The 26,397-nt window shown below is 69.3% G+C and carries 18 protein-coding genes; 15 read left to right on the top strand and 3 right to left on the bottom strand.

Annotation, left to right across the window (positions count from 1 at the left end; genetic code table 11):
- Positions 1–28: 28 nt before the first annotated feature.
- Positions 29–316 carry an Asp-tRNA(Asn)/Glu-tRNA(Gln) amidotransferase subunit GatC gene (gene gatC, locus IHD13_RS00605; protein ID WP_195859090.1) on the bottom strand — a complete coding sequence of 96 codons (288 nt, stop codon included), beginning with the start codon at positions 314–316 and terminating at the stop codon, positions 29–31.
- A gap of 202 nt (positions 317–518) precedes the next feature.
- Between gatC and IHD13_RS00600 the strand changes: the two genes are divergently transcribed.
- The 7 genes from IHD13_RS00600 to tldD all read left to right on the top strand — a co-directional run bounded on the left by IHD13_RS00600 (position 519) and on the right by tldD (position 10,399).
- Complete coding sequence (locus IHD13_RS00600; protein ID WP_195859089.1) at positions 519–1,556, top strand: rod shape-determining protein; 1,038 nt, start codon at positions 519–521, stop codon at positions 1,554–1,556.
- 76 nt (positions 1,557–1,632) lie between these two features.
- Entirely contained in the window at positions 1,633–2,490 is an 858-nt protein-coding gene (gene mreC, locus IHD13_RS00595) for a rod shape-determining protein MreC (RefSeq protein WP_195859088.1), read from the top strand.
- On the top strand, positions 2,490–2,978 hold the full coding sequence (gene mreD / locus IHD13_RS00590; protein WP_195859087.1) for a rod shape-determining protein MreD: 489 nt from the start codon (positions 2,490–2,492) through the stop codon (positions 2,976–2,978). Before mreC ends, mreD begins: the two co-directional genes overlap by 1 nt.
- 13 nt (positions 2,979–2,991) lie before the next feature.
- Positions 2,992–3,585, top strand: a complete 594-nt coding sequence (locus IHD13_RS00585; RefSeq protein WP_195859086.1) for a Maf family protein — start codon at positions 2,992–2,994, stop codon at positions 3,583–3,585.
- Positions 3,586–3,615: 30 nt separating this feature from the next.
- Positions 3,616–5,079, top strand: a complete 1,464-nt coding sequence (rng, locus tag IHD13_RS00580; protein ID WP_195859085.1) for a ribonuclease G — start codon at positions 3,616–3,618, stop codon at positions 5,077–5,079.
- A gap of 74 nt (positions 5,080–5,153) precedes the next feature.
- Positions 5,154–8,933 (top strand): YhdP family phospholipid transporter, encoded by a 3,780-nt coding sequence (locus tag IHD13_RS18370; RefSeq protein ID WP_195859084.1) that lies wholly within the window; start codon positions 5,154–5,156, stop codon positions 8,931–8,933.
- A complete protein-coding gene (gene tldD, locus IHD13_RS00570) occupies positions 8,930–10,399 on the top strand; it encodes a metalloprotease TldD (protein WP_195859083.1) in 1,470 nt (489 codons plus the stop codon). Before IHD13_RS18370 ends, tldD begins: the two co-directional genes overlap by 4 nt.
- A 105-nt stretch (positions 10,400–10,504) precedes the next feature.
- Here the strand turns inward: tldD and yjgA are convergent, their stop codons facing one another.
- On the bottom strand, positions 10,505–11,011 hold the full coding sequence (yjgA, locus tag IHD13_RS00565) for a ribosome biogenesis factor YjgA (RefSeq protein ID WP_195859082.1): 507 nt from the start codon (positions 11,009–11,011) through the stop codon (positions 10,505–10,507).
- Between the two features lie 92 nt (positions 11,012–11,103).
- Here yjgA and pmbA point away from each other — a divergent pair, with 92 nt between their 5' ends.
- Together pmbA and pdxJ are read left to right on the top strand one after the other, a co-directional pair.
- Complete coding sequence (gene pmbA / locus IHD13_RS00560; RefSeq protein WP_195859081.1) at positions 11,104–12,444, top strand: metalloprotease PmbA; 1,341 nt, start codon at positions 11,104–11,106, stop codon at positions 12,442–12,444.
- 293 nt (positions 12,445–12,737) lie between these two features.
- Positions 12,738–13,520, top strand: a complete 783-nt coding sequence (gene pdxJ, locus IHD13_RS00555) for a pyridoxine 5'-phosphate synthase (protein WP_195859080.1) — start codon at positions 12,738–12,740, stop codon at positions 13,518–13,520.
- A 32-nt stretch (positions 13,521–13,552) separates the two neighbouring features.
- On the opposite strand, the gene IHD13_RS00550 is transcribed toward pdxJ, so the two are convergent.
- A complete protein-coding gene (locus tag IHD13_RS00550) occupies positions 13,553–16,258 on the bottom strand; it encodes an ATP-binding protein (RefSeq protein WP_195859079.1) in 2,706 nt (901 codons plus the stop codon).
- Between the two features lie 117 nt (positions 16,259–16,375).
- Between IHD13_RS00550 and cysM the strand changes: the two genes are divergently transcribed.
- From cysM to IHD13_RS00520, 6 genes are all read left to right on the top strand, one after another.
- Complete coding sequence (cysM, locus tag IHD13_RS00545; RefSeq protein WP_195859078.1) at positions 16,376–17,266, top strand: cysteine synthase CysM; 891 nt, start codon at positions 16,376–16,378, stop codon at positions 17,264–17,266.
- Between the two features lies 1 nt (position 17,267).
- The gene (locus IHD13_RS00540) at positions 17,268–18,659 is read left to right on the top strand and encodes a methyltransferase domain-containing protein (protein ID WP_195859077.1); all 1,392 of its coding nucleotides are present in this window, start codon (positions 17,268–17,270) and stop codon (positions 18,657–18,659) included.
- A 268-nt stretch (positions 18,660–18,927) separates the two neighbouring features.
- Positions 18,928–21,183 carry a GTP diphosphokinase gene (gene relA, locus IHD13_RS00535; protein ID WP_195859076.1) on the top strand — a complete coding sequence of 752 codons (2,256 nt, stop codon included), beginning with the start codon at positions 18,928–18,930 and terminating at the stop codon, positions 21,181–21,183.
- Positions 21,180–22,037 carry a nucleoside triphosphate pyrophosphohydrolase gene (mazG, locus tag IHD13_RS00530; protein ID WP_195859075.1) on the top strand — a complete coding sequence of 286 codons (858 nt, stop codon included), beginning with the start codon at positions 21,180–21,182 and terminating at the stop codon, positions 22,035–22,037. The genes relA and mazG overlap by 4 nt, the downstream gene beginning before the upstream one ends.
- Entirely contained in the window at positions 22,034–24,682 is a 2,649-nt protein-coding gene (gene ppc, locus IHD13_RS00525) for a phosphoenolpyruvate carboxylase (RefSeq protein WP_195859074.1), read from the top strand. The genes mazG and ppc overlap by 4 nt, the downstream gene beginning before the upstream one ends.
- Positions 24,683–25,009: 327 nt before the next feature.
- Positions 25,010–26,386 carry a diguanylate cyclase gene (locus IHD13_RS00520; RefSeq protein ID WP_195859073.1) on the top strand — a complete coding sequence of 459 codons (1,377 nt, stop codon included), beginning with the start codon at positions 25,010–25,012 and terminating at the stop codon, positions 26,384–26,386.
- The last annotated feature ends 11 nt before the right edge of the window (positions 26,387–26,397 follow it).

Below are 26,397 nucleotides of genomic sequence, written 5' to 3'. Positions count from 1 at the left end.
GGTCGGGACAGGGTAACGTCGGGCGCGATCACTCGACCACGCGGGGCACCAGGTAGAGGCCGTTCTCCACCGCCGGGGCGCAGCGCTGGAAGGTCTCGCGCTGATCGGCCTCGGTGACCTCATCGGCGCGCAGCCGCTGGGTGGCGTCCAGGGGGTGGGCCAGGGGGGCGACTCCGGTGGTGTCGATGCCCTGGAGCTGGTCGACCATCGCCAGGATATTGCTCAGGTCGTCCAGGTAGCGGTCGGCGTCCGCGTCATCCAGTGCCAGGCGAGCCAGATGCGCCGCGCGCCGCACATGGGTCTGTTCAAGCGCCATGATCGGAATTCCTTAACAGGATGAACAACGACCGACAGGCTGCCTCGAGGCGCCGCCCGCCGGTATGGGGAAAATAACGCCAAAAGGTACCATATCTTCGCCGTGCTGGCAGGCGTTGTCGCTTGCCGCTTCCGGGTGGCGATGATACCGTTTGCGTCCGCACAGGGTTCCGGTTCCGGTCTGCACTAGGTGAAAGACTTTCATGTTTAAACGTTTAAGGGGGTTGTTCTCCAGCGATCTGTCCATCGACCTGGGAACGGCCAATACGCTGATCTATGTCCGTGGGCGGGGCATCGTGCTGGACGAACCGTCGGTGGTGGCCATTCGCCAGTCCGGCAACATGCGCAGCGTCGCTGCGGTGGGCTCGGACGCCAAGCGCATGCTGGGCCGCACTCCGGGGAATATCACCGCTATCCGGCCGATGAAGGATGGCGTGATCGCCGACTTCACCGTGACCGAACAGATGCTCCAGCACTTTATTCGCAAGGTGCATCAGAGCACCTTCCTGACTCCCAGCCCGCGGGTGCTGGTCTGCGTGCCCTGCATGTCGACCCAGGTGGAGCGTCGCGCCATCAAGGAGTCCGCCGAGGGCGCCGGGGCCCGGGAAGTCTTCCTGATCGAGGAGCCCATGGCGGCGGCCATCGGTGCCGGCCTGCCGGTGGAGGAGGCCCAGGGCTCCATGGTGGTGGATATCGGTGGCGGCACCAGCGAGATCGCCATCATCTCGCTGAACGGCGTGGTCTACTCCGAGTCGATCCGTGTCGGCGGCGACCGCTTCGACGAGGCGATCATCGCCTATGTGCGGCGTCACTACGGCAGCCTGATCGGCGAGGCCACCGCCGAGCGCATCAAGCAGGAGATCGGTTGCGCCTACCCCGGCGGTGAGCTGCGCGAGATCGACGTGCGCGGCCGTAACCTGGCCGAGGGCATTCCGCGCAGCTTTACCCTCAACTCCCACGAGATCCTCGAGGCCCTCCAGGAGACCCTCTCCTCCATCGTCACCGCGGTGAAGAGCGCCCTGGAGCAGTCCCCCCCGGAACTGGCCTCGGATATCGCCGAGCGCGGCCTGGTGCTGACCGGCGGTGGCGCCCTGTTGCGTGACCTGGACAAGCTGATTTCGGAAGAGACCGGCCTGCCGGTGATCGTCGCCGAGGACCCGCTGACCTGCGTGGCCCGGGGTGGCGGCAAGGCGCTGGAGATGATCGACCAGCACACCTTCGAGCTGCTTTCCAGCGACTGATTTGCGGGCCGGGCTGACTTCGGGGAGAACGCCTATCAAACCGTTGTTCTCGCACGGTGCGGTGCCCGGCTATCGCATGTTGCTGTGTGCGATAGCCGCCTTCGGCCTGATGTTCGCGGAACACCGTTTCACGCGCATGGACGAGGTGCGCGCCCAGTTGACCACCGTGGTGGCGCCCATCCAGTGGATGGTCAGCCTGCCCAGCGACGTGCTCACCTGGGGTGCCCTGGCGCTCTCCGACCAGCGTGCCCTGGTGGAAGAGAATCGGCGCCTGCGCGAGCAGTTGCTGACCCTGTCCCAGCGTGCCCAGCAGATGGCCCACCTGACCGCCGAGAACGTGCGCCTGCGCGAGCTGCTGCAGGCGGCGCGGCGCGATGAGATGGCCTATATCACCGCCGAGCTGCTCTCCCTGGATTCCGATCCCTTCACCCATCAGATGGTGATCGACCGCGGTCGTCGCGACGGCGCCTATGTGGGCCAGCCGGTGATGGATGCCTCGGGGCTGGTGGGCCAGGTCACGGCGGTCTCCGCCTACTCCAGTCGGGTGCTGATGATCAATGACGCCAGCCATGCCCTGCCGGTCCAGGTGACCCGCAACGGCCTGCGTTTCGTGGTCCAGGGGACCGGCCACTACGATCGCCTGAGCGTGATGCATGTGCCGGACACCGCCGATATCCGCGTCGGCGACCGGCTGCTCACCTCGGGGCTGGCGGGGCGTTTCCCCCAGGGCTATCCGGTGGGGCGGGTGGTCTCGGTGGAGCACGATCCCGGCGAGCCCTTCGCCCGGGTCATCGCCGAACCCGCGGCCCAGCTGCAGCGCTCGCGTCACTTCCTGCTGCTGTTTCCCCCAGCGCCGCCGGAGCCGCGGCCCGGCGAGGCGCTGTGGGACGAATCCTTTACCGTCGTCGAACCGCCACAGGAGCTGCAACGCTGATGGGTGCCCTGGGAGTCCGAGGTCTGTTACTGGTCTGGATCAGCCTGCTGCTGGCCCTGTGCCTGCAGGTGATGCCGCTGCCCGATGGCTGGCTGATCTGGCGCCCCGACTGGCTGGGCCTGATGCTGGTCTACTGGTGCATCGCGGCGCCCCACCGGGTGGGGGTGCTGCACGGCTTCGTGCTGGGCCTGCTGCTGGACCTGATCGAGGGGGCACCGCTGGGGCAGAATGCCCTGGTCTTCTCGCTGCTGGCCTTCCTCTGCGCCCTGGTCTACCAGCGCATGCGCGCCTACTCCCTGGTGCAGCAGGCGATCCTGATCTTCGTGCTACTGGGGCTGGTGCAACTGGTGCGTCAGTGGCTCACCACCCTGTTCGGCCCCTTCTCCATTCATCTCGCTTTCCTGCTATCGTCGCTGATCGGCGCCCTGCTGTGGCCCTGGCTCTTCACCATGCTCCAGGCGCTGCGGCGACGCTTCGCCCTCGGCTGAGTCGGAGTCCCCCATGAGCCTGTCCCTGATCCTGGCCTCGGCCTCGCCGCGGCGCCGCGAGCTGCTGGCCACCATCGGTGTCGAGCCGCTGGTGCGCCCGGTGCATATCGACGAAACGCCCCATCCGGACGAGGCCCCGCTCGCCTACGTGACTCGCCTGGCCCGGGAGAAGGCCCTGGCCGCCGAGGTCGCCCCCGGGCAGGTGGCGCTGGGGGCCGATACCGTGGTGGTGCTGGGCGAGCGGATTCTCGGCAAGCCCCGGGACAAGGCGGATGGCCTGGCCATGCTGGCGGCGCTGTCCGGTGGCGAGCACCGGGTGATCACCGCCGTGGCGGTGACTGGCCCGGCGGGCCTGCTGGAGGCCGCGGTGACCACCCGCGTATGGATGCGCGAGATCTCGAACGCCGAAGCCGAGGTCTACTGGGCCAGCGGCGAGCCCGGCGACAAGGCCGGGGGGTATGCCGTCCAGGGGCTGGCGTCGATCTTCGTGACTCGCCTGGAGGGCAGCTATTCCGCCGTGGTGGGGCTGCCGCTGCATGAGAGTGCCGAGCTGCTGCGTCGCCAGGGCCTCCCTCTGTGGTCGGGGGGCTTGCCCCCTATGGCATAATGCCGACATGCCAATGACAAGGAATCCCGCATGAGTGGTGAAGTACTGATCAACCTGACGCCCATGGAGACCCGCGTAGCGGTGGTCGAGAACGGCGTGCTTCAGGAAGCCTTTATCGAACGCTCCCGGCGGCGGGGCATCGTCGGCAATATCTACAAGGGCAAGGTGGTCAGGGTGCTGCCGGGCATGCAGGCGGCCTTCGTCGATATCGGCCTGGAGCGGGCCGCCTTTATCCATGCTCACGAGGTGATGGCGGCTCATACCCCCGCCGCGGAGCAGGCCACCATCAGCCAGCTACTCCACGAGGGCCAGTCGCTGGTGGTGCAGGTCACCAAGGACCCCATCGGCACCAAGGGGGCGCGGCTCACTACCCATCTCTCGGTACCCTCCCGCTACCTGGTCTATATGCCGGATGCCCCCCACAACGGCGTTTCCCAGCGCATCGAGGACGAGGGCGAGCGGGAGCGCCTGCGCCAGCTGGTGGAGGCCTGTCAGGCGGAACAGGAGCTGGAGGTGGAGGGCGGTTTCATTATCCGTACCGCCGCCGAGGGGGTGACCCGGGAGGAGCTCTTCTCCGACATGCACTTCCTGCTGCGGCTATGGCGCCGGGTCAGCGAGCGCAAGGTGACCGCCGGCGTGCCCAGCGTCCTCTACGACGACCTGCCGCTGTTCATCCGCACCCTGCGTGACCAGATGCGTGACGAGATCGAGAAGGTGCGCATCGACTCCCGGGAGAACTACGTCAAGCTCCGGGAGTTCGCCGAGGAGTTCATGCCCGACGCGGTGGAGCGACTCGAGTACTACCCCGGCGAGCGGCCCATCTTCGACCTCTACAGCGTCGAGGACGAGATCCACAAGGCCCTGGGGCGCAAGGTGCAGCTCAAGTCCGGCGGTTACCTGGTGATCGACCCCACCGAGGCGATGACCACCATCGACGTCAACACCGGCGGCTATGTGGGCCATCGCAACCTCGAGGAGACCATCTTCAAGACCAACCTGGAGGCGGCCACCGCCATCGCCCGTCAGCTGCGGCTGCGCAACCTGGGCGGTATCATCATCATCGATTTCATCGATATGGAGGATGCCGAGCACCAACGCCAGGTGCTGCGGGTGCTGGAGAAGGCCCTCGAGCGAGATCACGCCAAGACCAAGTGCACCGGGGTCACCGAGCTGGGCCTGGTGCAGCTGACCCGCAAGCGCACCCGGGAGAGCCTGGAGCAGACCCTCTGCGAGGCCTGTCCGACGTGTGGGGGGCGCGGCACCCTGAAGACCCCGGAGACCGTCTGTTACGAGATCTTCCGCGAGATCCTCCGCGAGGAGCGTGCCTATGCGCCGGAGACCTATACGGTGCTGGCTTCCCAGGCGGTGGTGGATCGCCTGCTCGACGAAGAGTCGGCGGCGGTGGCGGACCTGGAGGCCTTTATCGGCAAGACCATCCGCTTCCAGGTGGAGAGCCACTACTCCCAGGAGCAGTACGATATCGTGCTGATGTGAGAGCATAGCCCGTCCGGCCAGGAAGGCCCGGAGGTGGCGGCGACGGAGGCGAGGCCGATGAGCGAGGGGCAGGCATGAGTGGGTGGCGGATCGCCGGGCGCTGGGGGCTGACCCTGCTGGCCCTGGTCCTGGTGTGCCTGGCGCTGTTGCTGCTGGGCTGGCGCCTGGCGGCCAGCCAGGCGACGGCGCTGCGTGAGCCCCTGGAGCGGCTGGTCGCCGAGCGCACCCGGGCCGACACCCGGATCGGCGAGATCGAGGCGAGCCTGCATGGGCTCGATCCCGCCCTGGCCCTGCGCGACCTGCGCCTGACCCTCGAGGAGCGCCCCCTGCTGGAACTCCACCAGGCGCGCCTGCGCCTGGACACCCTGGCCTCCCTGCGTGCCGGCATCCCGGTGGTGGAGGGGGCCAGGGTGCAGGGCCTGACCCTGCACCTCTACCAGGACGAGGGGCGCAACTGGCACTGGCCGCGTCCCGCCGAACTGCCTTTCGACGAGACCCCCGACTTCGACCTGGCGCGTCTGGATGCCTGGGTCGGCCTGCTGCTGCGCCAGCGCCTGGACGCCCGCCAGGTACGCCTGGTGCTGCACGGTCGGGAGCATCGGGTGACCCTGGAGGCGCCCAGCCTGCTGATGACCGGCGACGATCGACGCCTGCACCTGGAGGGCTGGGCCCATGTGGAAGGCCAGGAGCAGACCGCCCTGGAAGTGGTGGCGGAGGTGCTGCCGGGGCGCCGCGGCCTGGCCGACTTCAATGCGGCCATGCAGGCCGAGATGGAGCTCTCCAGCCTGGTGGAGCTGGCGCGGCTGCTGGGCGGCGACGAGCCCCTGCGTCTGGAGCGGGCGGCGGGGCAGGCGACCCTCTGGGGGCGCTGGCACCAGGGGGCCCTGGAGGACGTGCGCCTGGCCCTGGACGTGCCGGAGTTGGCGGTCGGTCATGACCAGGCCAGCCTGGCGCTGGCGGATATCCGCGCCGAGGGGCAGTGGCGACGCGACGGTGAGGCCTGGAACGCCTGGCTCAACCTGGCCGCCAGCGCCGATGCCGAGGGGGTGGCCCAGGGGCCGGCGCTGCCCAGCCACTGGCGCCTGCGCGGCGATGGCGGCGGCTGGTGGGTGACCACCAATGGTTTCGAACTGCCGGCCCTGGCCGACTGGAGCGAGCGGCTACCGCTGCCCGAGGGGCTGGTCCGCCTACTCGACACCCTGGATCCCCAGGGCTGGGTGGAGGGCTTCGCCTTCGGTTTCCGCGATGGACACTGGCTGGCCCGGGGCGCCCTGCGTGAGGTGGCGGTGTCACCCTGGGAGGGGGCCCCCGGGGGCGGCCCCCTGGATGCCTGGGTCGAGGCCCGCGACCTGGCCGGCGAGGTGCGCTTCGTCGGCGTCGGTGATACTACCCTGCACTTTCCTCAGCTGTTTACCGGCCCCATGGCCCTGGATGCCACCTCCGGGGTGGTGGCCTGGACCTACGCCGATGGCCTGACGCGGGTCAGTGGGCGTGATCTCGAGGCGCGCTGGCGCGACGCCCGGGTGAGTGGCGGCTTCGGCCTGGTACTCGGCGACGGTCGACCCGGGATCATGGGGTTGGCGCTGGATTTCCAGGAGGTGGATGCGCGCAGCACGCCCCTGGTGGACTGGCTGCCCATGGGGATCTTCGGCGACGAGCTCGGCGACTGGCTCGCCGGCGGCGTCGCCGGCCAGGTGACCCGCGGGCGGCTGGCGCTGCACCAGCCGCTCTTCGACGGGGTGCAGCCGGAGGACATGCGCCTGGACCTGGACCTGGAGATTCGCGATGGGCGCTTGCCCTACCTGCCCGGCTGGCCGGCCCTGGAGGAGGTGGAGGGCCGCCTGACCCTCACCGATCTGGCCCTGGAGGCCGAGGTCGAGCGCGCCCGCGTCGGCGGCTTGCGCGTCGGTGAGGGGCGGGTGACCCTGAGTCCCGAGGGCGCGCTTGCCGTTAGCGGAACCCTCGAGGGCGGTACCGGCGACCTGGTGAACTACCTGAAGGCCACTCCCCTGGAGGGGCTCGAGGCCCTGGACGACTGGGCCTGGCCCGAGCCCGGGCGCCTCGAGGGGCGGCTGGCGCTGGGCCTGCCGCTCAGCGACCCCGAGGCCCTCGACCTGGCCGTCGAGACGACCCTCGAGGTACCGCTGGCTCACTATCGCCCCCTGGGGCTGGATCTGGCCACGGTCACCGGGCCCCTGGCCTTTCGCTATGGTGATGGCGCGGGAGTGCTCGAGGGGCGTCTCGACGGGCGGGCACTCGGCGGCCCGGTCGCCGCGACCCTGGCGGGCGAGCGGATCGATATCGAGGGACAGGCCGAGGCGTCGCGGCTGCTGGCCTGGGCGGAACTACCCACCGACGGCGGCTGGATCGTCGGGCGCCTTCCCTATCGCGGACGCCTGACCCTGGCCGAGGCCGGGGCTCGGCTACGCCTGGACAGCTCCCTCGAGGGGCTGGCCCTCGACCTGCCGGCGCCCTTCGCCAAGCCGGCCGGGGAGCCTCGTCCGCTGTGGCTGACGCTGGATACCGAGAGCGGGCGACTCGATGCCGAGCTGGAGGGGCTGGCACGCTTGCGCTGGCGGGAGCAGAGCGCCCAGGGGGCCCAGGGCCAGCTGTGGCTGGAGCGCTGGCCCGAGTCGCCCACCTGGCCGGTGCGCCCCGGGCTTGAGGTCAGCTGGCGGCCGGCGCGGCTCGACCCGGCCCCCTGGGCGGCGGCCCTGGCGCCCTTGCTCGGCGAGGGCGGGGCGGGTGAGGTCCCCGAGCTAACCCTGGACCTGGCCACCGACTGCCTGCTGCTGGAGGAGCGTTGCCTGGGCTCGCTGCGGGCCCGGGTGATGCCCGAGGCGACCGGGTGGCGTCTCGACCTGGACGGCAGCCTGCTGGAGGGCCAGGCCGGCTATCGCCCCGAGCGCCCCCAGGCCCTGGAGCTCGACCTGGCGCGCCTGGACCTAGATGCCCTGATGCCGACGCCTGCCGAGACCGTGGCCCTGTTCGACGAGGTGGCGGTGCCGCCGGAACCGGAGCCCCTGGCCGACTGGGCGCGGCAGCTGCCGGCGGGGCGCCTCGAGGTGGCGCGCCTGGTGCGCCAGGGGCAGCACTTCGGCCCCCTGAGTGCCGAGTGGCGGAGCACCTCGGAGGGGGTGCGGATCGCGCCCCTGGCGCTGGTGCTGGGGGAGGTCGAGGCCAGTGGCGAGCTGATCTGGGAGTCGGCGGGGCCGGCGGCCAGCCTGACCCGTAGCCGCCTGGCCTTGACCGGGGGCGATCTGGGCACGGCCCTGGAGCGCCTGGCCCAACCGGTGGCGATCCGCAACGCCCGGACCCGGGTCGACGCCCAGCTGGCCTGGCCCGGGGCCCCCTGGCAGTTCGCCCTGGAGCGCTCCCGGGGCAGCCTGGAGGTGAGCCTGGCGGATGGCCGCTTCCGCTATATCGACTCCCCCTCTGCCAAGCTGATCGGCCTGCTCAACTTCGATAACCTGCTGCGCCGCCTGCAGCTGGACTTCACCGACGTGACCCGTCGCGGCACCGCCTTCGATAGCGTGGAGGGGGTGGCCACCCTCTATGGCGGCATCCTCGAGACCCAGGGGCCGGTGGCGGTGCGCGGCCCGGCCACCTCCTTCAGCCTCGATGGCCAGGTGGATCTGGCGCGACGGGAGCTCGATCAGCGCCTGGCAGTTACGGTACCCTTGAGTCAGAACCTGCCGCTGGCCGCGGTGGTTGCCGGTGCCCCGGTGGTGGGTGGCGCCCTCTATATCGCCCATCGCCTCTTTGGTCGTGCCATCGATCGGGTGACCCGAATTCACTATCGCGTGCGGGGTCCCTGGACCTCGCCGCAGATCACACTGGAAGACGCCGAATGAATCAACCGACTAGCGTGCCCGTCGCGGATCGGGCCCTGGACACCGCCGTCGCTACCTTGCTGGCGCCGACGGGCCTTGGCCTCGATGCCCTGGAGTCCGGCCTCGGTCAGGCTCTGGGGGCGGGGATCGATTTCGCCGACCTCTACCTGCAGCGCAGCTGGCACGAGAGCTGGGTGCTGGAGGACGGCGAGGTCAAGGAGGCCGGCTACAACATCGACGGCGGCGTGGGGGTGCGGGCCATGGCCGGCGAGAAGACCGGCTTCGCCTACTCCAACCAGATCACCGCCGAGGCCCTGGCCGAGACCGGCAGCACCGCCTCGGGGATTGCCCGTAGCGGGGCGCGACTCTCGCCCCAGGCGGTGGCGGCGCGGCCCCAGTCGACCCGATATGGCGCCGAGGACCCGCTCTCCGGCCTCTCCGCCGAGGAGAAGATCGCCCTGCTCAAGGAAGCCGATCGCATCGCTCGGGCCGCGGATCCGGCGGTGAGCCAGGTCAGTGCCTCCCTCACCGGCCTCTACGAGGTGGTGCTGGTGCGTGCCAGCGACGGCACCCTGGCGGCGGACCTGCGTCCCCTGGTGCGCTTCAATGTCAGCGTGATCGCCATCCGCAACGGCCGCCGCGAGCGGGGCAGTGCCGGCGGCGGCGGTCGTTACTCCATGGCACGGCTGCGCGACGAGGGCGTGGCCGAGCGCTACGCCAAGGAGGCGGTGCGTCAGGCGCTGGTCAACCTGGAGGCGGTGGATGCGCCGGCCGGCCAGTTGCCGGTGGTGCTGGGCCCGGGCTGGCCGGGGATCCTGCTCCACGAGGCGGTGGGCCATGGCCTCGAGGGCGATTTCAACCGCAAGGGCAGTTCCGCCTTCGCCGGGCGCCTCGGCCAACGAGTCGCCGCCCCGGGGGTCACGGTGGTGGACGATGCCACCCTGGCCGATCGTCGCGGCTCCCTGAGCATCGATGACGAGGGGACCCCGGGGCAGTACACCCCGCTGATCGAGGACGGCATCCTCACCGGTTATATGCAGGACAAGCTCAACGCGCGCCTGATGGGCATGGCGCCCACCGGCAATGCGCGCCGCGAGTCCTATGCCCATATGCCCATGCCGCGCATGACCAACACCTACATGCTGGCGGGCCAGGATGACCCCGCCGACATCCTCAGGAGCGTCAAACGCGGCATCTATGCGGTGAGCTTCGGCGGCGGCCAGGTGGACATCACCTCCGGCAAGTTCGTCTTCTCCGCCAGCGAGGCCTACCTGATCGAGGACGGGCGCATCACCGCCCCGGTCAAGGGCGCGACCCTGATCGGCAACGGCCCCGAGGCCATGGGCCGGGTGTCGATGATCGGCCACGACCTGGAACTCGATACCGGGGTCGGCGTCTGTGGCAAGGAGGGGCAGGGGGTACCGGTGGGGGTCGGCCAGCCGACCCTGAAGTTGGACGAGCTGACCGTGGGCGGCACTCAGTCATAACGCCTGAGGCGGGAAGAGCGCCGCTTTGCGGCTGGAAGCTGGAAGAAAGCGCCATGATCTGGCGGGTTTCGGTAACTTCCAGCTTCCGGCTTCACGCTTTCGGCTTTAGAGCCCGGCGGTATCGCGGATCAGCTTGAAGAGTTTGCGGGAACTGGCCGGGGGCTTGTCGGCGTCCCGCTCGCGCTGGGCATTGCGGATCAGCTGGCGCAGCGCCTGGCGGTCGGCATCGGGGAAATCGACGAGGAAGGCCGCCACCGCCTCGTCGCCCTCCTCGATCAGGCGATCCCGCCAGCGTTCCAGGCGATGGAAGGCGTGGTCGCGGCGCAGCTTCTCCTGCTCGAATTCATCGAAGGCGGCCTGGATCGCCGCGGTGTCTTCCTTGCGCATCAGCTTGCCGACGTACTGCATATGGCGGCGGCGCGCCTCCCGGGCGCGGATGCGCCCGGTCTCTTCCACGGCGGCGAGCATGTCGTCGGAGAGCGGCAGCTTGGCGCGCTGGGCATCGGAGAGGGCGATGATCTTTTCGCCCAGGGCCTGCAGGGCGTGCATCTCCTGCTTGCGTTGGGTCTTGCTCTGCCAACCGTCTTGGTCGGCGGGGGAATCGAAGGACATGCCATTACCATCAGCATCGGAGTGTAGGGCAGAGTATACCAGCCCGGCCGGTGCGCGTAGCATCCATACAGAATGATCAGAGGGAGAATCAGATGACACAGGCTTTCGATGCCGCCGCCCAGCAGGCCTTGCTGGAGTCGCGGGTAGCGGCCGCCCTGGCCCAGGCCAAGACGCTCGGCGCCGACGCCTGCGAGGTGGGCGCCAGCGTCGATCAGGGGATCGGCGTCAGCGTGCGCCTGGGCGAGGTGGAGAGCGTCGAACTCTCCCGGGACCAGGGTTTCGCGGTTACCGTCTATGTGGGAAGCCGCAAGGGCAGCGCCTCCTCCTCGGACACCGGCGAGGCGTCGGTGAGCGCGGCGGTGGAGAAGGCCCTGGCCATCGCTCGCCACACCGGCGAGGACCCGGCCGCCGGCCTGGCCCCGGCGGAACTGATGGCTCGCGAACTGCCGGACCTGGACGTGCACCATCCCTGGGCGTTGAGCACCGATGCTGCCATCGACCTGGCCCTGGCCTGCGAGGCCGCCGGTCGTGGCGTCGAGGGCATCGGTAACTCCGATGGCGCCAGCCTCTCCAGTGGTGAGGGGGTGCGGGTCTATGGCAACAGCCACGGCTTCCTGGGCAGCCAGCGGGGCAGCCGTCATTCGCTCTCCTGCATGCTGATCGCCGAGGATGCCCAGGGCATGCAGCGGGACTACGACTACAGCAGCGTGCGCGACCCTCGGCTGCTGCGCTCCCCCGAGGACGTGGGGGCCAGCGCCGCCGAGCGTACCCTGCGTCGGCTGGGGGCCCGGCGGCCCGCCACCGGGCGCTTCCCGGTGCTCTTCGACCCCACCCAGGCCGCCGGCCTGGTGGGCCACTTCCTCGGCGCCATCGCCGGCGGAGCCCTCTATCGCCAGGCCTCCTTCCTCTGCGACCGCCTCGGCGAGCCGCTCTTCCCGGAGTGGTTCACGCTGGTGGAGCGGCCCCTGGAGCGGGGCGCCATGGCCAGTGCGCCCTTCGATAACGACGGCGTCTATACCCGCGACAACACCTTTATCGAGGGGGGGCGCCTGGCCAGCTATATGCTCTCCGCCTACAGCGCCCGGCGGCTGGGCATGGAGACCACCGGCAACGCCGGCGGCGCCCGCAACGTGCGCCTCCAGGCGCCCCTGGCCAGCCGCGAGGCGTTGCTCCAGCGGATGGGCCGCGGCGTCCTGGTCACCGAGCTGATGGGGCAGGGGGTCAATGGCGTGACCGGGGACTACTCCCGGGGCGCGGCGGGCTTCTGGGTGGAGAACGGCGAGATCCAGTACCCGGTGGAGGAGTTCACCATCGCCGGCAACCTGGGGCAGATGTTCGCCAACCTGGCCGGCGTCGGTGCGGATATCGATACCCGTGGCAGCATCCATACCGGCAGCTGGCTGATCGACGATATGACCATCGCCGGCAGCTAGCACCAGGCGTTGCCCGGCGTCGGACCGGCCTCCGGGCAAGGGAGCTCGCTCGGCGCCGGTACGAAACCCCGACGCTTCGCGAGCCGGGTGACGCGCACGGGCCGGAACAACCTCCCTGTTGCCGGCCCTAACTCGACATCCCTGTCGATTTTGCGCTACCCGGCTCGCTACCCGTCGGCGCCCCGGCGAAATCGCTCGCTCCTCTTGCCCGTTGGCCCTAGTCTGCTGGCTTCCAGCCTGTATCCTCTCCCTTTACTCTTGTGCCTTGAATTCCCCTGTTCCTGGAGACCCTTATGCACCCCCCCCGCATTCTGCTCGGCGTCAATATCGATCATATCGCCACCCTGCGTCAGGCCCGTGGCACCCGCTATCCGGACCCGGTGCAGGCGGCGCTGCTGGCCGAGGAGGCCGGCGCCGACGGCATCACCGTGCACCTGCGCGAGGATCGCCGGCATATCCAGGAGCGCGACGTGCGCCTGCTGGCCGAGGTGCTCAATACCCGCATGAACCTGGAGATGGCGGTCACCGAGGAGATGCTGGCCCTGGCCGAGGAGGTCCGTCCGGCGCATGTCTGCCTGGTGCCGGAGAAGCGCGAGGAGCTGACCACCGAGGGGGGCCTGGACGTGGTGGGTGGCTTCGCGGCGATCGCCGCGGCCTGTACCCGCCTGGCCGCCGTGGGCTGCGAGGTGTCGCTGTTCGTCGACCCGGAGCCGAGCCAGATCGAGGCCGCCGTCAAGGCCGGCGCCCCGGTGATCGAGCTGCATACCGGCGCCTATGCCGAGGCCAGCGGTGAGGCGGCACGCCAGGAGCATGCGCGGATCGCCGCCGCCGCCGAGCTGGCCGGCGAGCTGGGGTTGATCGTCAATGCCGGTCATGGCCTGCACTACCACAACGTGGAGGCGATCGCCGCCATTCCCGGCCTGCATGAGCTCAATATCGGCCATGCGATCATCGCCCGGGCCCTCTTCGTGGGCCTCAAGGAGGCGGTGGCGGAGATGAAGCGACTGATCATCGCCGGCCAGGAGGCAGGCTTCGTGGCGGCGCTGGAAGCCCATGATCACGACCACGAGGACTGAGCCGCACCCGGGGCGCTAATGCCCCGGGCCGGCTATTTCGGTGCGCCGGAGGTGGCTTCCACGGGGCGAGGTGCCTCCTCGGCACCCCAGGCCCGGAGGCGTGTCATGGCGGCATAGAGGGCCTCGACCAGCGATTCGGTATCGGCCAGGCCGGCGACCCGCAAGCGGGTCTCCAGGGTCTCCGCCAGCAGCGCCAGCTGGGGCACGCCGCAGTAGCGGCAGGCGCCGTTCAGGGCGTGCACGGCATCCAGGAAGGCGGTCTCGTCCTCGGCCTCCCAGGCTCGGCGCAGCTGTTGCTCGGTGTCGTCGAGGCTGGCCAGCAGCATCCCCAGGGTCTGGCGTGCCAGGTCCTCGCGTCCTCCGGCCAGCTTGGTGCCCAGGGCCAGGTCCACCGCCGGCAGCTCCTCGTCCCGGCCGGGGGTGGCGCGGCGTTTGGTGGGGCGTGGCGCGGGGGCGGCGGGAAGGTCCAGGGTCAGATTGAGGTGCTGCCCCAGCAGGCCGATCAGGGCTTCCGCCTGGATCGGCTTGATCAGCACATCATGCATGCCGGCCTTGAGCAGCCGCCGGCGCTCCTCCTCCAGGGCGTGGGCGGTCACGGCGATGATCGGGCAGTGGCGCCAGCCGCCGCCCAGCTCGCGCAAGGCCTTGGTCGCCGCCACGCCATCCATGCCGGGCATGCGGATATCCATCAAGACCAGGTCGAAGGGCTCGGCGCGTCCCCGGGCCAGGGCCTCCTCGCCGCTGGCCGCCTCCACCACCTCCAGGCCCAGGCCATCGAGCATCTCGCGGACCAGCAGGCGATTGGAGTCGGTGTCGTCCACCACCAGGACTCGCCGGGGGATAGTCGAGGCGGGAAGCGCGGGTGCCGGGGTCGGCGTGGGGACATTCAGCTGGCGCTGGACCACCGTCGCCAGGCTGCGCCGTGACAAGGGCTTGCTGATCACTTCCCCGCCGTGGGGCAGGGGAAGGTCGGGAATATCGAAGGGCGGCACGTTGGCCATGACGATGCTGGGGCAGCGCACGCCGGCCAGGCACTCCCGCCAGCTGGCCATCTCCGCCTTGGCCATGGGCAGCGGCGGCAGCCCCACCAGCAGCAGATCCGGTGCCGCCAGGGGGGCGTCGCAGGGGCTGGTCTCTTCCAGTACCTGCAGCTCGGCCCCCCAGCTTTGCAGCAGGTGCGCCAGGGCGTGGCGAGTCGCGGCATGGGGTTCGAAGAGGGCCACCCGCAGGCCGCCCAGGTCCAGTTCCTGGGGACGTTCCGCCAGCGACTTGGCCCGCAGCGGCAGGCTCAGGGTGAAGGTCGAGCCGCGTCCCGGGGCGCTCTCCACGCCGATCTCGCCGCCCATCTGCTCCACCAGCTGGCGACAGATCATCAGCCCCAGGCCGGTGCCACCATAGTGGCGGGTATCGCTCTCCCGCGCCTGCTGGAAGGCCTGGAAGAGGCGTCGCTGGCTCGCCTCGTCCATGCCGATGCCGGTGTCGCTGATCTGCACCCGCAGGATCACCTCGGCGCCCTCGGCCTCCTCGAGCATCACCCGCACCTGGATCTCGCCCTTCTCGGTGAACTTGATGGCGTTATGAACGAGGTTGGTCAGCACCTGCTTGATGCGCAGCGGGTCACCCTGCAGCTGGGCCGGCACGTCGTCATAGACCAGCCCCAGCAGGTGCAGCTGCTTCTGCTGGGCCATGGGCGCCTGCAGCCCCAGCACCTCGTCGACGATCACCAGGACATCCAGGTCGACGCTCTCCAGCTCCAGCTTGCCCGCCTCGATCTTGGAGAAGTCGAGAATATCGTTGATCAGCGACAGCAGGCTGTTGGAGGCCTTGTGCACATGGCTGAGCCACTCCTGCTGGCGATCGTCCAGGTCGGAGCGGGTCAGCAGCTGGCAGAAGCCGATGATGCCGTTGAGGGGGGTGCGGATCTCGTGGCTCATGTTGGCCAGGAACTCCGACTTGATGCGGCTCGCCTCCAGGGCACGGCGGTGCGCCATGTCGAGCTCGATATTCTTGATCTCGATGGTCTCCATGGACTCCTGCAGGTCCAGGGTGGTCTGCTCGATATGCTGCTGCATGTCCTCCTGGGCATGACTCAGGTAGTCGGCCAGGGCGTTGAGGCCCTGAGCCAGCTCGGCGGTCTCCACCGGCCCCCGGGTGTCCAGGCGCGGGCGGTAGTCGCCGCCGTTGAGCCGCTCCAGGGCGCGACGCAGCGACTCCAGGGGTTGCACCCATTGGCGGCCCAGGCCGTAGGCCAGCAGGAAGAGCGCCAGCCCCAGGATCAGGCAGCCCAGGCCGGCCAGGGTCAGGTGGCGATAGAAGGTGAGGCGCTGCCCGGTGGGCGACAGCTCCAGATCGACCCACAGGGGCCGCTCCAGGCCCGGCAGGGGGGTCAGCAGGCGCCACCCCTGCCAGCCGGCCGCTCCGGCCTCAGCGGGCCGCAGTGCGCTCTGCCCCTTGCCCAGATGCAGAGCGGCGTCGCCCTGGGCATCACGCAGGCTCAGCGCCTGCACCGGCGGCTCATCCAGCAAGCGCTGGGCGAGTTCCGCCAGCCGTGCCTGATCCCCCGCCTCGATGGCCTCGGCCAGGGAGGGCATCAGCAGGGTCACGGCGCGCTCCAGTCGCGTCTGGAGGGCGGCTTGCTGCTGCTGGTCGATATAGTAGAGGCTGGCCGTGGCGATGCCGCCGATCAGGATCAGCGGCACCAGGAAAACGAGCAGCATCAGGCGGGTACGCAAGGACATCGGGGCTTCCCATGGCGCCAAGTGTTGGCGGACAGTATGACACAGCCGGGGATCATCACTGTCACCCGGCCGGTCCCACGGATATAATGGAAAAAACGTTTCCATAAGGAAAGTTAGATGCAGTTTCCCACCCTCGAGGACGTGGTCGGCAACACGCCCCTGGTGCGCCTGCAGCGCATCTCCGCCGGCCGCAACAACACCCTGCTGGCCAAGCTGGAGGGCAACAACCCGGCGGGCTCCGTCAAGGATCGCCCGGCCCTGTCGATGATCCAGCAGGCCGAGGCCCGCGGCGAGATCCGCCCCGGCGACACCCTGGTGGAGGCCACCTCCGGCAATACCGGCATCGCCCTGGCCATGGCCGCCGCCATCAAGGGCTACCGCATGGTGCTGATCATGCCCGAGAGCGCCTCCGAGGAGCGCAAGCAGGCCATGGCCGCCTATGGTGCCGAACTGATCAGCGTGACCAAGGAGGGGGGCATGGAGGCGGCCCGCGACCTGGCCGAGGCGATGATCAGTCGGGGCGAGGGCAAGGGGCTCGACCAGTTCGCCAACCCCGACAACCCCCTGGCCCACTACCAGGGCACCGGCCCCGAGCTGTGGCGCCAGACCGAGGGGCGGATCACCCACTTCGTCAGCTCCATGGGCACCACCGGCACCATCATGGGGGTCTCCCGCTACCTCAAGGAACGGAATCCCGAGGTGCAGATCGTCGGCCTGCAACCGGAGGATGGTGCCAGCATCGCCGGCATCCGCCGTTGGCCCGCCGAGTACTTGCCGAAGATCTTCGATGCCAGCCGCGTCGACCAGGTGCTGGATATCGGCCAGGAGGAGGCCGAGATCCATATGCGTCGCCTGGCCCGGGAGGAGGGCATCATGGCCGGGGTCTCCTCCGGCGGTGCCCTGGCCGGGGCCCTGCGTATCGCCGAGCAGGTGGAGAACGCGGTGATCGTCTTTATCGTCTGCGACCGCGGCGATCGCTACCTCTCCACCGGCCTGTTCGGAGCCTGAGATGGCGATGCTAGGAAAACGCCGCCCACCGCGGCGCCGCTCCGGGGTGTCGGGCCTGAGTGGTCGCGCCGCCACCTCGGCGCCCGCGTCCGAACCCTCCGACAGCGAGGCCGGGGTCTTGATCGAACGCCTGGCCCACGATGGCCGCGGGCTGGCCCATGGCGACGACGGCAAGGCCTGCTTCGTCGAGGGCGCCCTGCCCGGCGAGCGGGTGCGCCTGGCGGTGCATCGCCAGCGCAAGCGCTTCGACGAAGCCCACCTACGCGAGGTGATTACCGCCGCCCCGGAGCGGGTCGAGCCACCCTGCGACCATTACGGCAGCTGCGGTGGTTGCGACCTCCAGCACCTGGCCCTGGACGCCCAGCGGCGCCACAAGCAGGCGGTGCTCACCGAACAGTTGGCACGCCAGGGCGTGGCCCTGGCGGCACCGCCGGAATTGCTGGCGGGCGAGGGGCTTGGCTATCGGCGCCGGGCGCGCCTCGGCGTGCGCCTCGATGCCGAGGGGACTCTCCATCTGGGCTTTCGCGGTCGGCGCAGCCACCACCTGGTGGATCTCGCCGCCTGCCCGGTGCTGGTGCCGGCCCTGGCGCGACTGCTTCCGGCGCTGCGGGCGCACCTCCAGACCCTGGAGGCGCCCCGCCAGGTGGGCCACCTGGAGCTGATCGATAGCGACGCCGGGGTCGCCCTGGTGGTGCGCCAGTTGCGTGACAACCCCCGCGACGCCGAGCGCTGGCGAGCCTTCGCCGAGCGCCAGGGCGTGCACCTGGCCTGGCTGGTGGGTCGCGAGGCCCCCGAGCTGCGCTGGCTCGGCGCGGCGCCGAGCCTGCACTATGCCCTGGGTGAGGTTCGGGTGAACTTCGCCCCGGGCGACTTCGTCCAGGTCAATGGTGAGGTCAATCGTGCCCTGGTGGAGACGGCCCTGGCGTGGCTGGCGCCGGCCGCCGGCGAGGCCGTGCTGGACCTGTTCGCCGGGGTCGGCAACTTCAGCCTGCCCCTGGCTTTCGCCGGGGCCCAGGTCACCGGCGTGGAGGGCAGCCCGGCGATGGTCGAGCGCCTGGCCGACAACGCCCGGGCCAATGACCTTCCCCTCGCGGCGCGCCAGGCGAACCTCAACGACCCCGAGGCGGTGGCGCAACTGCTCGACGCGGTGCCGGCGACGGGCGTGCTGCTCGACCCGCCCCGGGAGGGCGCCGAGGCGGTATGTCGCGTCCTGGCCAAGCAGGGGGCGGTGGCGCGGGTACTCTATGTCTCCTGTGACCCGGCGACCCTGGCCCGGGATGCCGCCATCCTGGCGGCGGGGGGCTTTCGCCCGGAGCGCGGCGCCGTGGCGGACATGTTCGCCCAGACGGCGCACCTGGAGTCGGTGCTGCTATTGCGCCGCGGGGAAGGTTAGTCGGGGATACGCCATTGGGAACAAAGGGGCGCTGGGGGTAGGTCGGAGCAAAGCGTCTTTATCATGGACGATAAAGTCGATCTTCCATGGAAGGATTCACAGCGTCTTTGCGCGGGGCCGGCCTTCCGGAGTGCCTACCCCCAGGTTAGCCCCGGGACCTGGCCAGGCTGGTGGGCCAAGATGCCATCGTTTGCCTTGGCGAGGTTGTTAGAACAATCAGCGGGCCGTCGGCCGGCGGCCCGGGGGTGGAATCAAGGAGCGCCAGGAGATGGTGAAGGTTCGTGAAGACCAGCCGCTGAACGGCGAGGGCCGGGTCGATATCGACCAGTGGCTGGTGCGCTTGCAGGACGACGTGACCCTGAGTGACCCGGCGGAGTTGCGCCGGGCCTGTGAGTTGGCCCAGCGTCTGGCCGCCGATAGTCAGCGTGCCCACAAGACCTGGCTGCCCCAGGACACCAGCTTCCGCATGGGCCTGGAGATGGCCGATATCCTCGGCGAGCTCAAGCTCGACCAGGCCGCGCTCGAGGCGGCGGTGCTCTACCGCACGGTGCGCGAGGGGCTGCTGAGCCAGGAGCAGGTCGCCAAGCAGTTCGGCGATGAGGTGGCCCGGCTGATCGATGGGGTACTGCAGATGGCCGCCATCAGCCAACTGACCCCCAGCCACGGCATGCAGCAGCACGACCAGCAGGACAACTTGCGCAAGATGCTGGTGACCATGATCGACGACGTGCGCGTCGCCCTGATCAAGATCGCCGAGCGCACCTGCGCCCTGCGCCAGGTCAAGGATGCCCCCCGCGACAAGCGCCTGCTGGTGGCCCGGGAAGTCTTCGATATCTACGCGCCCCTGGCCCATCGCCTGGGCATCGGCCACCTCAAGTGGGAGCTGGAGGACCTCTCCTTCCGCTACCTCCACGAGGAGGACTACAAGGCCATCGCCAAGCTGCTGGCGGAGAAGCGCCTCGACCGGGACCGCTATATCAGTGATGTGGTGGGTACCCTCGAGGAGCTGCTGGAGGCCCAGGGCATCACCCGCTACGCGGTGGATGGTCGCGCCAAGCATATCTACTCCATCTGGCGCAAGATGAAGCGCAAGCGCATCGAGTTCTCCCAGGTCTACGACGTCCGCGCGGTGCGCATCCTGGTGCCGGAAGTGGCCGACTGCTACACGGCCCTGGGGCTCGTCCACTCCCGCTGGCACCATGTGCCCCACGAGTTCGACGACTATATCGCCAACCCCAAGAGGAACGGCTACCAGTCCCTGCACACCGCCGTGCTGGGGCCGGAGAACAAGGTGCTGGAGATCCAGATCCGCACCTTCGCCATGCACGAGGAGGCGGAGCTCGGCGTCTGCGCCCACTGGCGCTACAAGGGCCACGACACCAAGGCCAAGAGCTCCAGCTACGAGGAGAAGATCGCCTGGCTGCGCCAGGTGCTGGAGTGGCAGGAGGAAGTCGGCGAGTTCGGCGACCTGCGCGAGGGCCTCAACAGCGACGTGGCCCCGGACCGCATCTACGTCTTCACCCCCGACGGCCATGTCATCGACCTGCCGCGCATCGCCACCCCCATCGACTTCGCCTACCGGGTGCATACCGAGGTGGGTCACCGCTGCCGGGGCGCCAAGGTCAACGGCCGTATCGTGCCGCTCACCTACAAGCTCAAGACCGGGCAGCAGGTGGAGATCCTCACCGCCAGCAAGGGCGGCCCCAGCCGCGACTGGCTCAACCCCGGTCTCGGCTATGTGCGCACCTCCCGGGCCCGGGCCAAGATCCAGGCCTGGTTCAAGCAGCAGGCCCGGGGCCAGAACCTGGAAGAGGGCAAGGCGCTCTTCGAGCGCGAGATGAAGCGCCTGGACCTCGAGGGCATGGACCTGGAGACCCTGGCCCACAAGGTCAACTATGTCAGCGTCGACGACATGTATGCGGCGCTCGGCGCCGGCGACCTGCGCATCGGCCAGGTGCTGCACCAGGCCCAGCAGCTGTTCGGCGAGTCCGACGATCAGGAGCAGCTCGACCGCCTGCTGGCCAAGCCCCGCAAGGGGGCGCCCAAGGGCGGCAAGAGCGATATCACCGTGCTCGGGGTGGGCAACCTCAAGACCAGCATGGCCAACTGCTGCCATCCGGTGCCGGGGGAGGCCATCGTCGGCTTTATCACCCAGGGGCGGGGGGTCACCATCCACCGCCAGGAGTGCCCCAATATCCTCCAGCTGCGCCTCGACGAGCCCCAGCGCATCATCGAGGTGGAGTGGGGCGAGCGCCCCGGCACCCAGTACCCGGTGGATATCGTCATCGAGGCCTGGGATCGCTCCGGCTTGCTGCGCGACGTCACCGGCCTGCTGGGCAACGAGAAGGTCAATGTGCTCTCGGTGAATACCCGCACCGACAGCGAGGACGGCATCGCCCGGCTGGCCATCACCCTGGAGGTGGACAGCCTGGAGACCCTGGGCCGACTCTTCTCGCGGATCCAGCAGCTGCCCAATGTGATCGACGTCAAGCGGTTGCGCACCGGCAAGGGGGGCAAGGCATGAGCGAGCCCCGCTACGGCCTCGACGACCTGCTGACCCTGATGGCGGTGCTGCGCGACGCCGACCAGGGCTGCCCCTGGGACCTCAAGCAGGACTGGGACAGCATCGTGCCTCATACCCTGGAAGAGGCCTACGAGGTGGCCGACGCCATCGAGCGGCGCGCCTATGAGGAGCTGCCCGGCGAACTCGGCGACCTGCTCTTCCAGGTGGTCTACTACGCCCAGTTCGGCATCGAAGAGAAGCGCTTCGACTTCCATGACGTGGTTCACGCCCTGACCGCCAAGATGCTGCGCCGCCACCCCCATGTCTTTCCCGAGGGCACCCTGGCCTCGCGGCGGCCCCCGGGGGTGAGCGCCGAGGCGATCGAGACCCGCCAGGTTCACTCCCGCTGGGAGAGCCTCAAGGCCGAGGAGCGCGCCGAGCGGGACGCCCGGTCGGTGCTCGACGACGTGCCGAGGACGCTGCCGGCCCTGTCGCGGGCCGCCAAGCTGGCCAAGCGCGCCGCTCGGGTCGGCTTCGACTGGCCCGACGAGACCGGGGTGATCGCCAAGATTCGCGAGGAGCTCGCCGAGGTGGAAGCCACCCTGGCCGCCGGGGACCGGGATCACGCCGCCGAGGAGGTGGGCGACCTGCTGTTCGCGGTGACCAACCTGGCGCGCAAGCTCAAGGCCGACCCCGAACAGTGCCTGCGCGGCACCAACGCCAAGTTCGAGCGCCGCTTCCGCCGGGTGGAAGCGGCCCTGGCCGAGGCGGGGCGCACGCCGGGCGAGGCCAGCCTGGACGAGATGGAAGATCACTGGCAGGCCGCCAAGCGTGAGGAGCCGGCCGCAGCGCATTCCGAGGAGGGAGCCAAATGAGTCACGACCTGCACGAATCCCTGCGCGATAACGTGCGCATCCTGGGCGACAGCCTGGGGCGCACCATCGCCGATGACCTGGGAGAGGCCTTCGTCGATCGCATCGAGGCGATCCGTGCCTTCGCCAAGCGCGGCCGCTCCGGCGACGCCCAGGGCCGCCGCGAGCTGATCGAGTACCTGCGCAAGCTGCCGGACCGCGACCTGCTGCCGGTGACCCGGGCCTTCAACCAGTTCCTCAACCTGGCCAATATCGCCGAGCAGCACTACCGGGCGCGCTTCCGCCGGGTGGAGGACTACAAGCCCGGCAGCCAGCCGGTGCTCGGCGAGCTGCTGGCCCGGGCGCGGGCCTCCGGTTACTCCGCCCAGTCCCTGGTGGAGAGCCTCGCCGGCATGCGCGTGGAACTGGTGCTGACCGCCCATCCCACCGAGGTCATCCGCCGCACCCTGATCCAGAAGTACGACGCCATCGACGACTGCCTGACCACCATCGAGGCCTCCGGCGAGTACCCGGAGCGGGCCAGCCGCGCCCAGGGGCGCCTGGAGGAGCTGATCAGCCAGGCCTGGCACACCGACGAGATCCGCCACGAGCGCCCCTCGCCGGTGGACGAGGCCAAGTGGGGCTTCGCGGTGATCGAGAACTCCTTGTGGCAGGCGGTGCCCGACTTCCACCGCGACCTGGACAACCTGCTGCTGGAGGAGGCCGGCGAGCGCCTGCCCCTGGACGCCGCGCCCCTGCGCTTCGCCTCCTGGATGGGCGGCGACCGGGACGGCAACCCCAATGTCACCGCCAAGGTGACCCGGGAGGTGCTGTTGCTGGGCCGCTGGATGGCCGCGGACCTCTACCTGCGCGACCTGGAGCAGCTCAAGGCGGAGCTCTCCATGTGGAAGGCCAACAGCGCGCTGAAGGCCGAGGTGGGTGACGTGGCCGAGCCCTACCGGGCGCTGCTCAAGCGCCTGGCCGCCCGGGTCGAGGCGACCCGCGACTGGGCCAAGGCGTGCCTGGACGGGCGCCCCTACGAGGGCGGCCCGATCATCGAGAGTCGCGACCAGCTCTACGCGCCCCTGCTCACCTGCTACCGCTCCCTGTGCGACGTGGGGCTCGACACCATCGCCAACGGCGTGCTGCTCGATACCCTGCGCCGGGTGGCGGTGTTCGGCGTCACCCTGACCAAGCTGGACATTCGTCAGGACGCGGCCCGTCATGCCCAGGTCTTCGAGGAGCTCAGCGACTACCTGGGGCTCGGCAACTACCGGGAGTGGGACGAGGCCCGGCGCCAGGCCTTCCTGCTCGAGGAGCTCGCCTCCAACCGGCCGCTGATCCCGCGCCGCTGGGAGTGCTCCACCGAGACCCATGAGGTCCTCGATACCTTCCGGGTGATCGCCCGGGAGCAGCGCGAGGCGCTCGGCACCTACATCATCTCCATGGCCGGCCAGCCCTCCGACGTGTTGGCGGTGGCGCTGCTGATGAAGGAGGTGGGCGGCGACGTGCGCCTGCCCATCGCCCCGCTGTTCGAGACCCTGGCCGACCTGGACCGGGCCGGCGAGGTGATCGATCAGTTGCTGGCGCTGCCCGGCTATCGGGCCCTGGCCGGGGATAGCCAGGAGGTGATGATCGGCTACTCCGACTCCGCCAAGGACGCCGGTCAGCTGGCCGCCGCCTGGGCCCAGTACCGGGCCCAGGAGACCCTGGTGACGGTCTGCGAGCGTCACGGCGTCGACCTGACCCTCTTCCATGGCCGCGGCGGTACCGTGGGCCGTGGCGGTGGCCCGGCCCATGCCGCCATCCTCTCCCAGCCGCCGGGCTCGGTGAACGGCAGCCTGAGGGTCACCGAACAGGGCGAGATGATCCGCTTCAAGTTCGGCCAGCCGGATATCGCCCTGCGCTCCATGGAGATCTACGCCTGCGCCGTACTGGAGGCCTCGCTGCTGCCGCCCCCGGCGCCCAAGCCCGAATGGCGGGAGGAGATGGATCGCCTGGCGGGGATCGCCCACCGCGGCTACGTGGGGGTGGTGCGGGAGAACCCCGACTTCGTGCCCTACTTCCGGGCGGTGACCCCGGAGGGTTCCCTGGGTCGGCTGCCGCTGGGCTCGCGGCCCACCAAGCGGCGTCAGGACGGGGGCGTGGAGACCCTGAGGGCGATCCCCTGGATCTTCGCCTGGACCCAGACCCGCTTGATGCTGCCCGCCTGGCTGGGCAGCGGCGAGGCCTTCGCCACCCGGCTGGCGGAGGCGGGCGGCCTGGAACGGCTGCGCGAGATGCGCGCCCACTGGCCCTTCTTCGGTACCTACCTGGACATGCTGGAGATGCTGCTGGCCAAGGCCGACGTGGAGATCGCCGCCTACTACGAGCACCGTTTGGTGGACGAGCCGGCACTGCTGGAGCTGGGGGCCGCCCTGCGGGAGCGCTTCGGCCGGTTGAACCAGGGACTGCTGGAGATCCTCGATCAACAGGAGCTGCTCGAGGGCACGCCGCTGATTCGTCAGGCCATCGAGGTGCGCAACCCCTATATCGACCCCCTGCACGGCCTCCAGGCGGAGCTCTTGCAGCGTAACCGGGACGCCGACGGCGCCATCAGCCCCGAGCTCTCCCGGGCGTTGATGGTGACCATGGCCGGTATCTCCGCCGGGCTGCGTAATACCGGCTAGGCCGTGGTCTTCGCGAGCCTGGCGAAGAACCGCCTGATGGTGGCTCTTTATCCATCGGCAGGCATTTCCGCCGGGCTGCGTAATACCGGCTAGGCCGTGGTCTTCGCGAGCCTGGCGAAGAACCGCCTGATGGTGGCTCTCTATCCATCGGCCGGACTCTCCGCGGGATTGCGACACACCAGCCACCCCATCGTCACTTGTGATACCGGGGCCTTCGCCCCGGTATTTTTGTTAAAGTCTGTATCGGAAAAGACGAAATAACTATTCTAGCCGGTGCGTCGCAGGGAAACGTGACCCCGGGCCCCTTTCCGGTACCCAAGGTGACCCATGCATTACCAGGATTACTGTCAGCTGGTGGCGGGCTGGCAACAGCTGCTCGGCCGTTTCACGGATAGCCTGCGTCGGCAGGTGGAGGCCATCGTGGCGGCCAACACGGAAGAACTGGCCAACCACTTCTATGCCACCATGCTGAATGATCCCCATGCCTCGCTGTTTCTCTCCAACGAGCAGGTCAAGCAGCGCCTGCACCCCTCCATGCAGCGCTGGTTGATCAGCCTCTTCGCGGTGGGCAATACCGAGGGCGAGGCCCTGGAGGGCCTGATTCGCCAGCAGGAGCAGATCGGCCAGGTGCATGCCCGGGTCGATATCCCGGTCAACCTGGTGTTGAGCGGCGCCCGCCACCTCAAGCAGCGCCTCTATGGCTTCTTCGCCGAGCAACTGGCCGACCCGGCCCTGCAGGGCCAGGCCGCCATCTACGCCTCGGACAATATCGATATGGCCATGGAGATCATGAGCCACGCCTACTCCCTGGCCAATGATCGCAACGCCCGCACCGAGGAGGCCTACCGGCTCTTCTCCCTGACCCAGAACCTGGGCAGCGAACGGGAGCGACAGCGCGCCGCCCTGCTGGACTGGGAGAACAACCTGATGTTCGCCGTGGCCGCGGCTCAGGATATCGAGGCATTGCCACGCCTCGGTGCCTCGGAGTTCGGGCTCTGGTATCACCACAAGGCGATGCACGCCTTCGAGGGCGTCCAGGAGGTCCGCGCCATCAGCGAGACCATCGCCCGCATCGACCAGACGCTGTTGCCCGCCATCGCCGGCGAGGATCGCCAGCAGGCGATGGCTCGTCTTACCGAGATTCGTGAGGGCACCCGCTCCATCCATCTGCTGCTCAACGGCCTGCTGGAGCGCGCCGCGGGGCTCGAGGCCGGGCGCGATACCCTGACCAAGCTGCTCAATCGCAAGTTCCTGCCGGTGGTGCTCAACCGGGAGCTGGAGATGGGCCGCGCCGCCGGCAAGACCTTCGCCTTGCTGATGGTGGATATCGACCACTTCAAGCGCATCAACGACACCCATGGCCACGAGGCCGGCGACCAGGTGTTGCAGCAGATGGCGGCGCTGCTGGATCGCAATACCCGCGGCGGCGACTACCTCTTCCGCCTGGGGGGCGAGGAGTTCCTGATCGTGGTGGTGGACACCGATGCCGAGCGGGCGCGGCTGTTCGCCGAGCGGTTGCGGCGTCAGGTGGAGGCGGAGGACTTCCTGGTGGCGGCGGACACCCTGATCGAGGTCACCGCCAGCCTGGGCCTGGCCCTGCACGACGGCCACCCCGACTACCAGCGGCTGATGCGCAGCGCCGATGAAGCCCTGTATCAGGCCAAACACAGTGGCCGTAACCGCCTGATAATCGCGACGCCTTAGGGGATAGCTGC

This window comes from Halomonas sp. 328, from assembly GCF_015645095.1.
GTDB lineage: Bacteria > Pseudomonadota > Gammaproteobacteria > Pseudomonadales > Halomonadaceae > Bisbaumannia.
This window is presented reverse-complemented; position numbering and strand designations above follow the sequence as displayed.

Coding starts and splice junctions, on each gene's coding strand:
- gatC (WP_195859090.1), bottom strand. CDS start 316: ATGGCGCTTGAACAGACCCATGTGCGGCGCGCGGCGCATCTGGCTCGC.
- IHD13_RS00600 (WP_195859089.1), top strand. CDS start 519: ATGTTTAAACGTTTAAGGGGGTTGTTCTCCAGCGATCTGTCCATCGAC.
- mreC (WP_195859088.1), top strand. CDS start 1,633: ATGTTGCTGTGTGCGATAGCCGCCTTCGGCCTGATGTTCGCGGAACAC.
- mreD (WP_195859087.1), top strand. CDS start 2,490: ATGGGTGCCCTGGGAGTCCGAGGTCTGTTACTGGTCTGGATCAGCCTG.
- IHD13_RS00585 (WP_195859086.1), top strand. CDS start 2,992: ATGAGCCTGTCCCTGATCCTGGCCTCGGCCTCGCCGCGGCGCCGCGAG.
- rng (WP_195859085.1), top strand. CDS start 3,616: ATGAGTGGTGAAGTACTGATCAACCTGACGCCCATGGAGACCCGCGTA.
- IHD13_RS18370 (WP_195859084.1), top strand. CDS start 5,154: ATGAGTGGGTGGCGGATCGCCGGGCGCTGGGGGCTGACCCTGCTGGCC.
- tldD (WP_195859083.1), top strand. CDS start 8,930: ATGAATCAACCGACTAGCGTGCCCGTCGCGGATCGGGCCCTGGACACC.
- yjgA (WP_195859082.1), bottom strand. CDS start 11,011: ATGTCCTTCGATTCCCCCGCCGACCAAGACGGTTGGCAGAGCAAGACC.
- pmbA (WP_195859081.1), top strand. CDS start 11,104: ATGACACAGGCTTTCGATGCCGCCGCCCAGCAGGCCTTGCTGGAGTCG.
- pdxJ (WP_195859080.1), top strand. CDS start 12,738: ATGCACCCCCCCCGCATTCTGCTCGGCGTCAATATCGATCATATCGCC.
- IHD13_RS00550 (WP_195859079.1), bottom strand. CDS start 16,258: ATGTCCTTGCGTACCCGCCTGATGCTGCTCGTTTTCCTGGTGCCGCTG.
- cysM (WP_195859078.1), top strand. CDS start 16,376: ATGCAGTTTCCCACCCTCGAGGACGTGGTCGGCAACACGCCCCTGGTG.
- IHD13_RS00540 (WP_195859077.1), top strand. CDS start 17,268: ATGGCGATGCTAGGAAAACGCCGCCCACCGCGGCGCCGCTCCGGGGTG.
- relA (WP_195859076.1), top strand. CDS start 18,928: ATGGTGAAGGTTCGTGAAGACCAGCCGCTGAACGGCGAGGGCCGGGTC.
- mazG (WP_195859075.1), top strand. CDS start 21,180: ATGAGCGAGCCCCGCTACGGCCTCGACGACCTGCTGACCCTGATGGCG.
- ppc (WP_195859074.1), top strand. CDS start 22,034: ATGAGTCACGACCTGCACGAATCCCTGCGCGATAACGTGCGCATCCTG.
- IHD13_RS00520 (WP_195859073.1), top strand. CDS start 25,010: ATGCATTACCAGGATTACTGTCAGCTGGTGGCGGGCTGGCAACAGCTG.